We start from the raw sequence: 15,511 nt of genomic DNA, 5'->3' as shown, positions 1-15,511 counted from the left end.
CTATTATACAAGAGTAAGTCAAGGGTAGCAATGCTGTTTTCTTCCATTGTTATTTTATCCCGGTGCAACCGTCTGTAAGACTCCCACTTCAAAACATGAAGTGGGAGTAAACGGACGCTAACACCCCGATTCGTTCAACTAACAATCAGTGGGGGGAGAACAAAAACCCCACTGATTGAAGTTTCACTTTATCTCGTCTACCTGGTTTGTATCAGCATCATTCTGAATGTTCTCACCAGGCTCTAAGCCATTTTCGCGCAATTGTGTATGCAGGGTTTCATTTTCTTTTTGTAAACTTCGAACTTGTCGCTGTAGGCGAAACATTCGAATCACACCCACCGCAGCAGTAATAATTCCTCCCATTAAGACCGAGAAAAGAATAATTAGAATAAGCGGGGATTCCGCTGTCCAGAATAAATAGTTAACTTCAACCGGATCTACATTAGTTACTGCAAACACTGCCACAATAATAACGAAAATAATTGCCAAAATAACATAGCCTTGCCCTTTCATGTAATTCCTCCTTCTAATATCGCATTCTTAAGTATCATACCCTGGATTTGCTTTAATTAAGCAAGAAACTCGTGACAGTTCATTAACCTAAACCTCAACTAAGCAAGTGGTTTCTAGGTTTGCTTATATTGAAATGGATAAAAAAGTCGAACAGATTCGAAGGAAGAGCCTTCAAATTCTGTTCGACTTTAGCTTTAGTTAAGGCTTATAAATGTTTTATTATACTTGTGGACCTTCCACACGTTTTTTCTTGGTAAAGTCTACAGGTTTTTTCTTAATCATTTTCCCTCTCCAAACTAACCAAATTTGCGCAGCTAGGAAGAGAGAAGAATATGTTCCGACAATTAGCCCTACAGTTAATGCAATAGCAAATCCTGTTATAGGTGAAGCTCCGAGGAACAAGAATGCTAAAACGGCTATCAATGTCGTTATAGTTGTATTCAAGCTCCTTGTTAAAGTTTGTACAAGACTTCTATTCACAATAACAGCGAGATCCTTAAACGATTTAATTCGTTTCTCTTTACGCAGATTTTCCCTGATCCTATCAAACGTAACAATTGTATCGTTAATCGAGTAACCGACAATCGTAAGAATTGCAGCTACAATCGTGACATCAAACTCGATGCGGGTAATACTGAAAATAACAAGAACAAAAAATGCATCATGCAACAATGCGATAATCGCTGTTATTGCAAAGAATAGTTCAAATCGGAACGCAACATAAATAATCATAAATATGGAAGCAATTCCAACTGCATATAGTGCATTTTTCACTAGTTCCTCCCCAACAATTGGGGATACCACACCGATATTAGGTGGGGTTCCGTACGCATCTTCAAAATATGTGGTGACTTCAGTGACCTTGTCCTCCGATAGCACCTTATCAAATCTTGCCACACCTCGGTCATTATTATCACCTGATATAACGACGTCAGCTTCTAAGCCGAGGTTTTCAAAATCTGATGTGACTTGCTCTTCAGTTATACTGTCTTCTGCTATTACTTCAACCCGAGAACCACTGGTGAAATCAATTCCTGGATTTAACTTAAATAGAAGTAATGAAGCAATACCCACTACTACCATAGCTATCGATATAGCAAAGAATTTTTTACGATGTTGTACAATGTTAAGTTTTTTATTAAAGAATTCTGGTTCAGGTTGTTCTTTACTGGAAATATCCTTCACGGAATCTTTTTTAACCCCAAACCAACCTAACCGCTTGTTTAGCACTTTACTCTTCACCCAGAGTCCCAGTAACAATCTTGTCCCAAATACAGCTGTCAAGAAGCTTACTACGATGCTAACAATCAGCATTGTGGCAAAACCTTTCACTGAGCTAGTACCAAACATAAAGAGGACTGCAGCAGCTAGCAATGTCGTAATATTTGCATCAAATATAGTCGACAAGGAGTTTTTAGAACCTGTTTTAAACGCCGCTATTACAGATTTTCCTGTCCGTAACTCTTCTCTAATTCGTTCAAACGTTATAACATTGGCGTCTACTGCCATCCCAACACCTAAAATAAGTGCAGCTATCCCTGGGAGTGTCAACACACCATTCATAAGCTCGAAGATAACGAGTATTAAATAGATATAAATACTTAAATTAACTGCCGCTACAAATCCTGGTAAACGATAAACAATTATCATAAATATAAAGATCAATGCTACACCGACAAAGCCAGCAAAAACTGTTTTATCTAGTGCCATTTCACCGAATTGTGCTCCTACGGAATTAGAGTACATTTCCGTCATATGAACAGGCAATGAACCGGAATTTATAATATCAGCTAAACGCTGTGCAGATTCTACCGAGAAATCACCAGATATCATAACGTTTGTGGTATTTAGTGTCTCTCTGATGCTCGGTGCGGAAATATACTTGGGATCTTCTTTTTCCGATTCAGCAGCAAAAGAATCGCCTTCCTGATAATCCATCCAGATGACAAGTAAATTATCTGGCGCTCCCATGTTTTTAATTTGCGTTGAGACTTCGCCAAATTTAGCTGCATCCTTTAATTGCAAAGTGACGATCGGAGCATTTGTCGTCTGATCAAAATCCTGCTTCGCACTTCCTTCTTTCACATCATTACCGTTTAAAAGCTCATTGTCATTGACATCTCGGAAAGATAATCTTGCAGAGGTTGAGAGGATTTCTCTTGCCTCTGTCTGATCTTGTACACCGGCAAGTTGCACCCGTATTCTATTTTCTCCCTCAATATCAATGCTCGCCTCACTGATTCCTAAGCGGTTAACACGATCATTTAAAGTTTGTACGGTTGACTCCAGTAAGTCCCTATCAACCTCTTGGCTTTCATCAACCGGTTCTACTTCATAGAGTATTTCGAAACCACCTTGAAGATCCAACCCTAAATTAATATCCTTCGTTACGCCAGTAACCGTTGATCCGATCAGACCCCCAAAAATAAGTACGATCAGAAAAAAGGCGACGATTCTGCCTCTCTTTTTCATTTTTCTTTGCCTCCAAACAATTGGCCAGTTTTTTCCAGCCAATACTTTTCACTAAATTTTCACTAGAAATTAAAAACATTTTTTGCGTTTATGTAAACTATCCACCATCTTCTTGCCCACCCGCAGTTAAAGCGGAAATGGATGCAAATAAATTATCATCCTGATAAGCCGCTACAGTCAGATAACTAATATAGGTTCCAGATCCAAGGTGGAAAATATCTTGCACCACTTCGTATATTCGTTTTTCTGGATCACCTTTCCAAACCTTTTTAACTAGGCAGTCCCAGATCTCTTCGGGATTAGCCCTTGAGTATCCCATCATTTGAAATTCATCAGCCTTACTCTCTAATGTTGGTAAAATCATGGCTTTCCATTCTGATACAGTTTGTACAATTTCCATAGTGTCCCTCCTTACACGGAGAATAGAATCTATTTCTTCTTTAATCCTTCTTGTCATGCTTGGCCCACTTGCAAGCATATATATCATTGTATATGAAAAATTATTATTTGAGAAGGCAGGTCGGCTATAATGACCAAACAAACATTTCTGCAAGGCACACTTATTTTAATTTTAGCTGGTATGATTACCCGATTTCTAGGTTTTATAAATCGTATTGTCGTAGCCCGGCTCATGGGAGAAGAAGGTGTTGGCCTTTATATGATGGCACTCCCCACTTTATTTATGGTAATGACACTGACTCAGCTAGGGCTTCCTGTCGCCATTTCCAAAAGAGTTGCGGAAGCAGAAGCTAAAAATGATTCACAAAAAGTGAAGAAAATAGTAATCGTGTCATTAATCGCGACGGGAATAACCAGTGTTCTATTCACTGTTGGTCTTATGTTTGCGGCACCCTTTGTCGCAACCTCACTTTTGACAGATGAACGGACACTGTATCCTTTAATGGCTATTAGCCCTATTATTCCTATTGTTGCAATATCCTCCGTTCTAAGAGGATACTTTCAAGGTAAGCAGAACATGAAACCACAGAGCTATGCCCAGGTGATCGAACAGATTGTTCGAATAACATGCGTTGCTTTTTTCGTTAAGCTATTACTTCCATATGGCGTAGAGTTTGCAGCAGCAGGCGCCATGATCAGTGTCATCTTGGGAGAGTTTATTTCCCTCTTATACATGATTTACATGTTTAAGAGAAAGAAAAAAATTAAGATTCGCACGAAATTTTTTAGCTATTTAAAATCTAGCCGTTCTACAGTAAAAGAACTGTTCTCCATTGCTCTTCCAAGTACAGGCAGTAGAATGATAGGCTCCTTTACAAATTTCTTAGAACCCATACTTGTTGCGCAAAGTCTCGCTATTGCAGGTATTTCAAGTTCACTGGCAACAAAGCAATACGGTGAGCTCACAGGCTATATCTTCCCACTACTTTTTTTACCAACATTTATTACACATTCCTTGTCCATCGCTCTCGTTCCGTCTATTTCAGAAGCAGAAGCCAATTTAAACAAGGGCTTGGTCCATTACCGTATCCACCAGTCCATTCGCTTGTCATTCGCATCCGGCGCCATTGCAACAGTAGTGCTATGCCTATTTTCTTCCCCGATCCTCACCTATATGTATGGGACAGACAAAGCTAGTAGCTTGCTTGTATTAATGGCACCTTTTTTCATTTTACTCTATGTCCAATCACCATTACAAGCTGCATTACAAGCACTCGATTTAGCAAAACCAGCTATGTGGAATAGCTTAATCGGGGCGCTGTGTAAATTGAGCGTATTGTTCTTTCTCGCATCAAACCCTAGCTTTGGGATTCATGGTGTAGCTATTGCCATGTCTGTTGGTGTAGTACTTGTTACTTTACTTCACTTTGCAGCCTTACAAAAAGCCATTCAATTTTCCATTCCGTTGATCGATATTGGTAAAATGATTCTTTTAATCGGTATAACGTGGGTGATCGGCTCTTGGATCAGAAATCTATATGAATCCATGGGGCCAAATTTAATTCTGTTTATACTTGCTCTAAGCATTCTTCTTATCTTTTATGTTATCACTCTCTTTATCCTTCGATTTATCTCAAGAGAAGAACTTATACAATTACCCTTGTTTAAAAAATGGCTGAAGTAATAATATGAGCACAGGCATCTATACTAGTGAACGCCGCCTATGCAGTAAACCATTTTATCGGCCTCCCTTCACTCACAAATCGATAACATTTATCGCCATGAAAAAAAGAGACATGCCTATGGTTAAAACCTAAGCATGTCTTCTTTTTATACAACAAAACCTGCCAGATGGCAGGTTTTATAGTTGGCTTATATATGGTAATAGGTATCGTAAATATATATAAATCGTTGAAATGACGAGGGATAGTAACACGATTGGCACCCCAAACAGCATAAATCGAACGAATGAAATTCTATCACCTGAACGCTCTGCCAATCCGGCAACTACCACATTTGCAGAAGACCCAATTAGTGTACCATTCCCACCTAAGCAAGCACCGAGCGATAGTGCCCACCATATTGGATCCAAGTATACCATCCCATAGCTTTCAAACTCCTGTACTACAGGGATCATTGCCGCTACAAAAGGAATATTATCCACTATTCCAGAAAAAATCCCCGATACCCAAAGCACTAGCAACGTAGTATTTACATAATCCCCATCTGTTGTAAGGACAATAGCACGAGCAAGTTCATCAATTACTCCAACCTCTTGGAGCCCACCTACAAGCGTAAATAAACCGACAAAGAAAAATAGCGTAACCCATTCTACCTTTTCAAAAACCCTCTCAGCTTCTAATTCGTCTTGGGTTAGAAACAGTAGAAGTAGTGCTCCTGCTAACGCAATCGCGGTTAGATCGATGTGAACAAAAGCATGAAGCAGAAAGCCTGTTATCGTTAATATGAGAACGCTAATCGACTTATAAAGCATGGGAGTCTTATGTAGATGAGACGCAGCGTCCATCTTTTCTAACTCCCTAGCATCGATCACTGAATTTGACAGCGTTTTTCTAAAACAAAGGTAGATAAAAAGTATCATGGTTAGAAACATGACCAATGCAACCGGGCCGACATGTATAAAGAAAGAAAGAAAGGTCAAATGTTCTACTGCTTGTCCAATCATAATATTTGGAGGATCGCCAATTAATGTTGCCGCACCTCCTATATTTGAACTAAATATAATCATTAATAAGTATGGAAAGGATGGTATGTTTAATAGTTTTGTGATTTTCAGGAGAATAGGTACAAAAATAAGAACGGTTGTCACATTATCAAGCATTGCTGATCCTAATGCGGTTAATACCCCAACGCCTACTAGAAGGGGAATAGGTCTTCCCCCTACCCGTTGCGCAAAGCGGATTGCAATAAAAGTGAATAAGCCCGTTTTTTCTGTAATAGAAATGAGCACCATCATAGAAAATAGCAATGCAATTGTAGCCCAGTCGATGTATTCTGTGAATATGTCCTGTGTTGTAAAAATTCCAGTTAATAATAAGAGGGTTCCTCCAGATAGTGCTACTATTGCTCGGTTTATTTTATCAGTCATAATAAAAAAATAGCTAACTATAAAAATAATTGTTGCAAGAAGGACGTCCATTTCTCACCCACTTTCACAATTCGTTGTAGATATTGCTTTCTATACTATTTCTATGTGAGGACAGACTAAAATATTTTTCGTCTATTTTATTTTTTCTTGAATACTATTAATGTAAGTGGACAATCTCAGGGGGGGATAATGAGTGAACAAACAACAATTTACAGCCCTATTGTATGGGTGGATTATCGTGTTAGGTCTTATACTACTTGCCAGCTTCATCTTAGCGTTGCTACTTCGTTTTTCTACATTTAATGAACCGGCCTTAACGTGGGTAACACTCGTAATTGGATTAATTTCTCTTTTTATAGGTGGAATGGTAGCTGGGGCCAAAAGCAAAGCCAAGGGGTGGATTATTGGAGCTTTAACAGGAATGGGATTTACCTTGTTTACATTCCTTGTCCAATATCTAGGGTATCAAGTCGGGTTTAGCATGGAACAGACCATTCATCATACAGCCTATATTCTCGTAGCTTTATTTGGTGGTGTAATAGGTGTTAATATTACCGGAGGACAGGTTGAGAAGTAGTGAAGCTTATTCGCATACTTTGGTAGAATACGAAGGATATGTAACGTTGACAAACTAGCATTCGCTTCTTTAGCAAACGTGTATGCCAATATTATTTCCTAGAAATAAAATAAAACGAAGTTAACAAGATTCCGTTAACTTCGTTTTTCTATGTATTAGATACATAATGTTACCTAAAAACCATCCACCACAGGAGAAATGCCTATGGTGGCACCTTAGACTACTTACTATTGTCTAACTTCACGGATTGCTGAACGGTCATACGTCAGCTTAGTACCGTCACCAGACTGAATTACGACAGTGTTTTCATCGATAGCGTGAACAACACCGTGGAATCCACCGATAGTAACAACGGATTGGCCTTTTTGTAGCTCTGACTGCATCTGTTTCACTTGCTTCTGGCGTTTTTGTTGTGGACGTATTAGCAAGAAATAGAAGATTACAAACATAAGAATAATTGGTGATAGTGATATAAGCATATCCATCTTTGTATTCCCTCCTTTCAAAATATATAAAAAACCTCTTTAGAAGTTCTTCGCATCCGGTTTATTCAGACCATATTGCTCAAAGAATTCTTCTTTAAAGTCACCAAGTCTATCTTCAGCAATCGCTGTTCGGACTTGCTCCATTAATTTTAACAGAAAATAGAGGTTATGATAAGTAGTAAGCCTAAAACCGAATGTTTCGTTACATTTAATTAAATGGCGAATGTACGCACGCGAGTAATTTTTACATACATGACAGTCACAATTCTCGTCAATCGGCCCAAAATCTCTAGCGAACTTTGCATTTCGTACAACAAGTCGTCCATTTGACGTCATGCATGTCCCATTTCGTGCGATCCTTGTTGGAAGCACACAATCAAACATATCAATCCCTCTAATGGCTCCATCAATCAAGGAATCAGGTGAACCAACCCCCATCAAGTAGCGTGGCTTATTAGATGGCATTAGGGGAGCCGTAAAGTCTAATACACGGTTCATAACATCTTTCGGTTCTCCAACAGATAGCCCGCCAATTGCATAGCCGGGTAGATCTAAGGAAACTAAATCCTGTGCACTTAATTTACGTAAATCTTCATACTCGCCACCTTGAATTATACCAAACAAGCCTTGATCATGTTGTCGTTGATGCGCTTCTAGACAACGTTCTGCCCAGCGTGAGGTACGCTCTACAGAAGATTTCATATACTCATAGTTGGCAGGATATGGTGGACACTCGTCAAAGGCCATCATGATGTCTGATCCGAGCGCATTTTGAATTTCCATTGCCCTTTCCGGTGATAAAAAGAGTTTATCTCCACTTAGATGGTTTCTAAAATGAACACCTTCTTCTTTGATTTCCCGCATGTCACTCAAACTGAAGACTTGAAATCCACCAGAATCAGTCAAAATAGCGCCATCCCAATTCATAAACTTGTGTAATCCTCCAGCTTCTCTTACGATGTCCTCTCCTGGTCGAAGCCATAGATGATACGTATTAGACAAGATGATATTCGCATTCATCTCTTGAAGCTCTTCAGGGCTCATCGTTTTCACAGTTGCAAGTGTCCCTACTGGCATAAATGTTGGGGTATCAAATGAACCGTGCGGTGTATGGACACGTCCCAATCTCGCCCCTGTTTGTTTACATGTTTTTATTAATTCATATGTTATGGGTGTCATAAAGTATTCGTCCTTTTTAATATATTAAGCATGAGGATAGATTCCTCATGCTACACTTACTTTCTAAGTAGTCTCTAGTATGCACATTCAGAATGTTTCATTATCAAATCAAATAATTAACATAGCGTCGCCGAAACTAAAGAACCGGTATTTTTCTCTTACTGCTTCTTCATAGGCATGTAAAATGGAATCTTTGTCTGCCAAAGCACTGACTAACATAATTAACGTAGATTTAGGCAGATGAAAGTTTGTTATAAGTCCATCAACTGCACGAAATTGGTATGGTGGATAAATAAAAATATCTGTCCAGCCACTTGTTTCCACAAACGTGCCATTATCTCTAGCAATCGTTTCTAACGTTCTAGTGGACGTTGTACCTACTGAGATAATTCTTCCACCTTGCTCTTTTATTTGATTTAGTGTGTCAGCTGTTTCTTGGGACATATGGTAAAATTCCGAGTGCATTTGGTGATCATCAATATTATCTACACTTACTGGACGAAACGTTCCTAATCCTACATGTAAGGTTATGAAAGATACTGTAACGCCTTTTGCTTTGAGCTCATCAAGCAATTCATTTGTGAAATGTAGCCCTGCTGTAGGTGCTGCAGCCGAACCCTCTTCTTTTGCATATACGGTCTGGTATCTTTCCTTTTCAGGTAGCTTTTCTTTTATATATGGAGGAAGAGGCATTTCTCCGAGCTCATCAAGAACTTCATAAAATATGCCGCTATAGGAAAATTCCATTACTCGCCCACCATGCTCTTTCAACCCTACACAAGTAGCTTGTAACTTTCCGTCTCCGAACGTAATAACAGATCCTTGCTTTACTTTTTTGGCAGGCTTAGCTAGTACTTCCCAAGTATCTCCATTTTCTTGGTGTAATAAAAGCACTTCAATATTCGCTCCTGTGTCTTCCTTCACACCGTATAGTCTTGCAGGCAATACGCGCGTATCATTTAGTACAAGGGCGTCACCAGGTTTAATGTAATCTTTTATATCTTTAAATTTCTTATGTTCCAGTTCTTTCTTGTTTTTATCTAGGACAAGTAGTCTAGAGGATGTACGATCTTTGAGTGGTGTTTGTGCAATTAGTTCCTCTGGTAAATGAAAATCAAAATCTTCTATATTCATGTTGCATCTCCTTACTTAACGAAACTTTCCTACGATAAAGAATACCAAGGAAAGTATAATACTTACAATTATTGAAGTCATAATCGGAAAATGCACCGTGACATTTCCCTTTTTGAAAGAAAAATCACCAGGTAATTTTCCAATAAACGTCCAGATAATTCCAATAAGGACCATAATAATCCCTGCGACAATAAGCAATTTACCTATACTCATTCTGTGCCAGGTACTTTCATTCCAAAATGCAGGTATGCTTTTGGTGTGACAATTCTCCCTCTTGGTGTTCTTTGGATAAAACCGATTTGTAATAGATAAGGTTCGTAAACATCTTCAATCGTTTGAGATTCCTCGCCAATTGTAGCAGCTATTGTATCCAACCCAACAGGTCCACCTTGGAAGTTTTCTATCATACCTTTTAATAGCTTATGGTCGATGTGGTCAAGTCCTTCATCATCTACCTGTAACATCGTTAAAGCTTCAGCTGTCGTATCTGCACTTATCTCTACCTCGCCCTTTACTTGCGAGATATCTCGGATTCTTTTTAGCAAGCGATTTGCAATCCTCGGGGTGCCCCTAGAACGTCTGGCCACTTCCGTAGCAGCTTCCTTTGTAATAGAGGTTTGAAAAATTTCGGCTGTTCGCTCAATGATAGAGCATAAATCTTTCGCTTCATAAAACTCCAAGCGGCTAAGTACGCCAAATCGATCGCGAAGAGGTGCTGATAATAGTCCTGCCCTTGTAGTCGCACCTACCAATGTAAATGGGGGTAAGTCAATCCTAACCGACCTTGCACTCGGTCCTGTGCCTATAACAATATCTAGGAAAAAATCCTCCATTGCAGGATACAATACTTCCTCTACAGAACGCGGAAGACGGTGAATCTCATCAATAAACAGCACATCACCAGGTTCTAAAGAAGACAATATAGCTGCAAGATCTCCAGCTCGTTCTATGGCGGGTCCAGAGGTGGAACGGAATTGCACTCCCATTTCATTTGCAATAATTGCTGCTAATGTGGTTTTCCCTAATCCTGGAGGGCCATACAACAGAACGTGGTCCAATGGTTCTTCTCTCATTCTAGCTGCCTTAATAAAAATACTAAGATTTTCTTTAACCTTCTGCTGTCCAATATACTGATTTAAAGCAGAAGGCCGAAGACTTAGCTCAACTGAATCTTCTTCTTGAAATTCTCCTGTAACCATACGTTCTTCCATTATTCTCCCCCTCTCCTACTTTTTCATTAATAAAGATAATGCTTTTCTAATAAGCTCATCCGCGTTTTTACTATCCGTTGCTTTTAACTCTGGCATAATACCTTTTATTTCCCTATCCGTATATCCAAGCGCCTTTAAAGCTCCCGTAGCCTCCTGAAGACCTTCTGTATTTGCATGCTTTGCATTAGCCATATCGGTTTCCACTTCGGTGATGGTAAGGACGTTTGTAAGCTTACCTTTTAGATCTAGAATAATTTGCCTTGCTGTCTTTTTCCCTACCCCTGGAAAGCTCGTTAAGAATTTGTCATCTTCCCGTTCAATTGCTGCTGCGATGCCGGCTACATCCACTCCACCGAGTATTGCCAATGCGCCTTTTGGGCCTATCCCGGAAACAGAAATTAGTTTAGTAAACAAAAATTTCTCATCTTCATTTTTAAATCCAAATAAAATCTGAGCGTCTTCCCTTACGTGATGATATGTATGGATCTTAATCTCTTTATGTAACGACGACTGAAAAACAAAAGGATTGGCACAAAATAGTTCGTAGCCAATACCTTGAACGTCTATGATGATGGAATCATCTAAAATATATGTAAGCATTCCTTTAATATATGCAATCATTCATCCGTCTCCTTTACAATCCTTTCACCATTTTATCATAACTTTACAATCAGCGAAACTTACAGTTATTACGCATATTTAACTAATAAAAGAAGCTCCTATCCTCAAACGGGAATAGAAACTTCCTTGTTAAATGAATTAATTTGATTCTTCTAAATTGTGGTGAATGTCCTGTACATCTTCGTTTTCTTCTAACGTCTCAATGAGAGTTAACATTTTGCTCTCGTCGGCTTCATTCAGAGCACTGTATGTTTGTGGAAAGAGGGTTACTTCAGAATCAGCTATTTCATAACCATTTTCTGTTAGGTGTGCCACGACATCTTGGAAGTTTTCGGGTTCAGTAAAGACTTCATAAGCTTCTTCTTCTGTTGTAATGTCCTCTGCTCCTGCCTCAAGAGCTTCTAATGTAAGTTCATCTTCATCAATTTCTCCATTTTCATTCGCAATTACGATATATCCTTTACGGTCAAACATGAAAGAAACACTTCCATTTTCTCCAAGGTTCCCGTCATTTTTCTTAAATGCATGGCGAACTTCTGCAGCTGTACGATTTTTATTATCTGTTAAAACATTAACGATAACTGCAACACCACCAGGACCATACCCTTCATACGTTAGTTCCTCAAAGCTAGCACCATCAAGTGTACCAGTTGCCTTTTTTATTGCACGATCAATATTATCATTAGGCATATTATCCGCTTTCGCCTTATCTACTACCAGACGTAGAGAGGCGTTTGTTGCGATGTCCCCGCCTCCCTGTTTTGCAGCAGTATATATATCCTTCGCGTGGCGCATAAAAACTTTACCCTTTTTTGCATCTTGTGCATTTTTTCTTCTTTGTATATTCTTCCATTTAGAATGACCAGCCATCGGACATTCTCCTCTCTAGAAATTTCCTTTTTAACTATACCAAAAAAAAGGAATTTCATAAAGCGAAACTTCATTTAGCAGGGGTTTCACTACCTCTTCCACCAAACGTTCGTATACCCTGGCCAGCCCTTTACTGACAGTGTATCCCACTTCAAAACTTAATATGTCTACCGTCGAGCCCTTTCTATCAGTTTAAGTGGGATAAAAGCTTATGACTAGCTGATGTTATCCCGAAATATAAATTTAAGGCGTATTTCCATTAGGTTTTGCATCTCGGTTCTTCATATATTCCCAATAAGCATTATCTGTAAATACAATAATTTCCTTTTTTGTATCTGGGAGTAATTTTTGAATTTCCTCTTTCACACGCTTTGGTACATCATCTGTAGCATACTCCCTTTGTATGAGCCCTACCAAAATTTGATCCTCGGTGGATGCAACCTGAGCTGTTACAATATCTTTGCGATTTTCCAATTCCTCGGATAGCCATAACGCCTCTTCGTTCGTATAAGCATCTGAGTAACCGTTTTTAAAATCAGCATCATTGGCACCTTCCTGTTTACTTTGCGGGTAGCCCCCTCGCTCACCTATAGAAAGTTCTTTCCCATGTTCTCTTTCTTTATGTTCTTTTTCAGTCTCATAATTTATATACTCTGTTTTTTGCTGGTTATCATCTGACTGCCCTTGTTCCTCCGTACCAAAATTGCATCCAGTAAGTATCAACAATGCTAGCCCAAACACTAATTTTGTTTTCATAAAAAAACCTCCTTTATCCATAGTTTGGATAAGGAAGGTTTTTTTACACAGTCAATTTTAGGGAATTATATTATTGCTCGCGCTTAAATTGCGGAAGTGCCTCGCGCTTGTGGGCAGACTTTTTATGCAAGGATTCAATAATTTCTTTATCGCGTTCAGGGATTTGCTTTCCTTTAAGATAGGCATCAATTGTATCATAGCTTGTTCCCATCTCATCTTCATCCGTTTGCCCTTCCCATAGATCAGCACTCGGCTTTTTCTCAACAATATGACTAGGAACACCAAGGTAACTTGCCAAGTCGCGAACTTCCTGCTTTGTAAATTCAACGAGTGGAAGAATATCAGCACCACCGTCACCGTACTTTGTAAAGTAACCTGTATACCATTCTGCTGCATTATCTGTTCCAACTACCATGTAATTATAATTCGTTGCCAGTGCATATAAAGTGCTCATACGAAGGCGTGCGCGAAGGTTAGCACCAGCTAATTTATCATTTTCTTCAATAAATGTGTTGCTTTCATTTAAAGTGTCTTTAATTTCGGAATACATAATTTTATGTGTCTCTGTAAGATCTACTGTCATAGATTTAATTCCACTGCTCTCCACTACTTGCTTGGCATCATCCAAATTCGAATCGCTTGTATAAATTGGAAGCAAAACACCTAAAGAATTGTCTGGGAAAGCACGTTGAATTAAATGTGAAACGACGGCAGAATCTAATCCGCCACTAATACCTACCACGAGGCCATTTACTCCAGCTTGCTTAACTTGATCGCGTAACCACTGTACAATTTGGTCTACCTGTTTTTCCACTGCTATCTCTCCTTTTATATGTTCAATATTAAACATTTTATCACTATTTCACTTTTTTTAAAAAAATAACGACGTTTAAAGTGTCTCATCTACACTTTCTTGTACGCATTATTACCTACAAGCTTTTATTCCCGTCTCTTAAAAATACAAACATAAAAAATAGTAGTAACGTTGGAACCTATATGTAGAGTTCTTCCCAAAAAAATAGAGACGATATCTTTTCTCGTCTCTATGTTTATTCTATTCACTTTTAGTTGAATCCTTATTATCTTCCTCTCGATTACTAAAATCAGGATATGCAGGGGGCGTCGGTGCAAAATTCGACATCCCCTCAAATTGTTGGGGAAACATTTGTGGTTGAAACGGCTGCTGTCCTTGTTGTTGGAATGGCTGCTGTCCCTGATTTTGGAATGGCTGCTGTCCCTGTTGTTGAAATGGCTGTTGCCCCTGTTGTTGGAATGGCTGCTGTCCCTGTTGTTGGAATGGCTGCTGTCCCATGAACATTTGTTGTTGCATAGGTTCGAACATCAGGTGGTGTGGGTTACCGTGCATTTTTGGTCCAGAACATCCGCAATCGTCCTTACCATGCTGCATATGTGCAGGAGCCATTCCGTGATGAGAGTCCATAGCATGCATTGGCCCCATTGGCCAGTCAGAAACTTGGGCCATTACCGGAAACGGGACGGGTGGATAACATGGATGTACGATGTGACAGCACATTGGAACCGTATGTGTTGGTGCCTGTTGTGGCTGCATGTGGTACTGTGGTTGTATTTCTGGTTGTGGAGATGGCTTCGGATAGGTTTTAGCTTCAACCTTTTGCTTCTCTTTCGGCTTTTCCTTTTTCATCTCCTTCTTCGGCTGCACATGATGATGTGTTTCCGGGAAGTTTATCGTCGTATAATTTTGAAATTCCTGTTCTAAAATTGGCATTTGCATAATGGGTTGGTTTGGCATCTGCGGCATTTGGGGCATCTGTGGTTTGGGCATTTCTTTTTCGTCTTCCTTCATTACTGGCATCGGTTTAGGAGAAGTGTCCTTGTATGGTTGCTTTACCGTTTCCTTTTTTGGCATGTGTTCCTGTTTTACAGCTTTAGAGCTGCTCGGAATTTTAATTTTCATTCCAGGCATAATCATATCAGGACTCGACAACTGGCTATTCATTTGCTTTAACTCTTCAAAATCCACCCCATATTTCTTGGATAATTCCCAGAGTGTATCTCCTTTTTGAACAATGTGTATTTTCAAAACGAACCGAACTCCTTTCGATATAGAACTGGGCTAATTACTCTATATCAACATATGCAAGCATACAGAAAAAGTTGAAAGATATTTTAGAAAAAGTCTGCTACTGGCACCACCTTACTTTTT

The 15,511-nt window shown here is 39.2% G+C and carries 16 protein-coding genes; 2 read left to right on the top strand and 14 right to left on the bottom strand.

Features of this window, described 5'->3' with window-relative positions; all coding sequences use genetic code 11:
- Nucleotides 1-183: 183 nt before the first annotated feature.
- From K3T81_RS16305 to K3T81_RS16295, 3 genes are all read right to left on the bottom strand, one after another.
- A complete protein-coding gene (locus tag K3T81_RS16305) occupies nucleotides 184-513 on the bottom strand; it encodes a LapA family protein (RefSeq protein WP_238021058.1) in 330 nt (109 codons plus the stop codon).
- A 219-nt stretch (nucleotides 514-732) separates the two neighbouring features.
- Entirely contained in the window at nucleotides 733-2,985 is a 2,253-nt protein-coding gene (gene secDF / locus K3T81_RS16300; protein WP_238021057.1) for a protein translocase subunit SecDF, read from the bottom strand.
- A gap of 97 nt (nucleotides 2,986-3,082) precedes the next feature.
- Nucleotides 3,083-3,385 (bottom strand): post-transcriptional regulator, encoded by a 303-nt coding sequence (locus tag K3T81_RS16295; RefSeq protein ID WP_036572332.1) that lies wholly within the window; start codon nucleotides 3,383-3,385, stop codon nucleotides 3,083-3,085.
- A gap of 129 nt (nucleotides 3,386-3,514) precedes the next feature.
- Between K3T81_RS16295 and spoVB the strand changes: the two genes are divergently transcribed.
- On the top strand, nucleotides 3,515-5,068 hold the full coding sequence (gene spoVB, locus K3T81_RS16290; protein ID WP_106897036.1) for a stage V sporulation protein B: 1,554 nt from the start codon (nucleotides 3,515-3,517) through the stop codon (nucleotides 5,066-5,068).
- A 177-nt stretch (nucleotides 5,069-5,245) separates the two neighbouring features.
- Here the strand turns inward: spoVB and K3T81_RS16285 are convergent, their stop codons facing one another.
- A complete protein-coding gene (locus K3T81_RS16285; RefSeq protein WP_238021056.1) occupies nucleotides 5,246-6,544 on the bottom strand; it encodes an ArsB/NhaD family transporter in 1,299 nt (432 codons plus the stop codon).
- Nucleotides 6,545-6,686: 142 nt separating this feature from the next.
- Between K3T81_RS16285 and K3T81_RS16280 the strand changes: the two genes are divergently transcribed.
- Nucleotides 6,687-7,070: a TIGR04086 family membrane protein gene (locus K3T81_RS16280; RefSeq protein ID WP_036572322.1), complete on the top strand. Its 384-nt coding sequence runs from the start codon at nucleotides 6,687-6,689 to the stop codon at nucleotides 7,068-7,070.
- Between the two features lie 227 nt (nucleotides 7,071-7,297).
- Here the strand turns inward: K3T81_RS16280 and yajC are convergent, their stop codons facing one another.
- The 10 genes from yajC to safA all read right to left on the bottom strand — a co-directional run bounded on the left by yajC (nucleotide 7,298) and on the right by safA (nucleotide 15,388).
- On the bottom strand, nucleotides 7,298-7,555 hold the full coding sequence (gene yajC, locus K3T81_RS16275) for a preprotein translocase subunit YajC (protein WP_036572319.1): 258 nt from the start codon (nucleotides 7,553-7,555) through the stop codon (nucleotides 7,298-7,300).
- Between the two features lie 39 nt (nucleotides 7,556-7,594).
- Nucleotides 7,595-8,734, bottom strand: a complete 1,140-nt coding sequence (tgt, locus tag K3T81_RS16270) for a tRNA guanosine(34) transglycosylase Tgt (protein ID WP_238021055.1) — start codon at nucleotides 8,732-8,734, stop codon at nucleotides 7,595-7,597.
- A 108-nt stretch (nucleotides 8,735-8,842) separates the two neighbouring features.
- Nucleotides 8,843-9,868 carry a tRNA preQ1(34) S-adenosylmethionine ribosyltransferase-isomerase QueA gene (gene queA, locus K3T81_RS16265; RefSeq protein ID WP_238021054.1) on the bottom strand — a complete coding sequence of 342 codons (1,026 nt, stop codon included), beginning with the start codon at nucleotides 9,866-9,868 and terminating at the stop codon, nucleotides 8,843-8,845.
- 15 nt (nucleotides 9,869-9,883) lie between these two features.
- Entirely contained in the window at nucleotides 9,884-10,081 is a 198-nt protein-coding gene (locus tag K3T81_RS16260) for a DUF2905 domain-containing protein (RefSeq protein ID WP_238021053.1), read from the bottom strand.
- Nucleotides 10,078-11,079, bottom strand: coding sequence for a Holliday junction branch migration DNA helicase RuvB (ruvB, locus tag K3T81_RS16255; protein WP_106897040.1), 1,002 nt, complete (start codon nucleotides 11,077-11,079; stop codon nucleotides 10,078-10,080). Before ruvB ends, K3T81_RS16260 begins: the two co-directional genes overlap by 4 nt.
- 15 nt (nucleotides 11,080-11,094) lie before the next feature.
- Entirely contained in the window at nucleotides 11,095-11,700 is a 606-nt protein-coding gene (gene ruvA / locus K3T81_RS16250; RefSeq protein WP_238021052.1) for a Holliday junction branch migration protein RuvA, read from the bottom strand.
- A gap of 138 nt (nucleotides 11,701-11,838) precedes the next feature.
- Nucleotides 11,839-12,570, bottom strand: coding sequence for a YebC/PmpR family DNA-binding transcriptional regulator (locus K3T81_RS16245; protein WP_238021051.1), 732 nt, complete (start codon nucleotides 12,568-12,570; stop codon nucleotides 11,839-11,841).
- A 243-nt stretch (nucleotides 12,571-12,813) separates the two neighbouring features.
- Entirely contained in the window at nucleotides 12,814-13,326 is a 513-nt protein-coding gene (locus K3T81_RS16240; RefSeq protein ID WP_238021050.1) for a YhcN/YlaJ family sporulation lipoprotein, read from the bottom strand.
- 70 nt (nucleotides 13,327-13,396) lie between these two features.
- Nucleotides 13,397-14,140: an NAD(+) synthase gene (nadE, locus tag K3T81_RS16235; protein ID WP_238021049.1), complete on the bottom strand. Its 744-nt coding sequence runs from the start codon at nucleotides 14,138-14,140 to the stop codon at nucleotides 13,397-13,399.
- A 240-nt stretch (nucleotides 14,141-14,380) separates the two neighbouring features.
- Nucleotides 14,381-15,388 carry a SafA/ExsA family spore coat assembly protein gene (gene safA / locus K3T81_RS19540; protein WP_275949846.1) on the bottom strand — a complete coding sequence of 336 codons (1,008 nt, stop codon included), beginning with the start codon at nucleotides 15,386-15,388 and terminating at the stop codon, nucleotides 14,381-14,383.
- Between the last annotated feature and the right edge of the window lie 123 nt (nucleotides 15,389-15,511).

It is taken from the genome of Oceanobacillus jordanicus, from assembly GCF_022095695.1.
GTDB lineage: Bacteria > Bacillota > Bacilli > Bacillales > Amphibacillaceae > Oceanobacillus_B > Oceanobacillus_B jordanicus.
The sequence above is the reverse complement of the archived record's forward strand: the minus strand, read 5'-3'. Positions and strand labels throughout refer to the sequence as shown.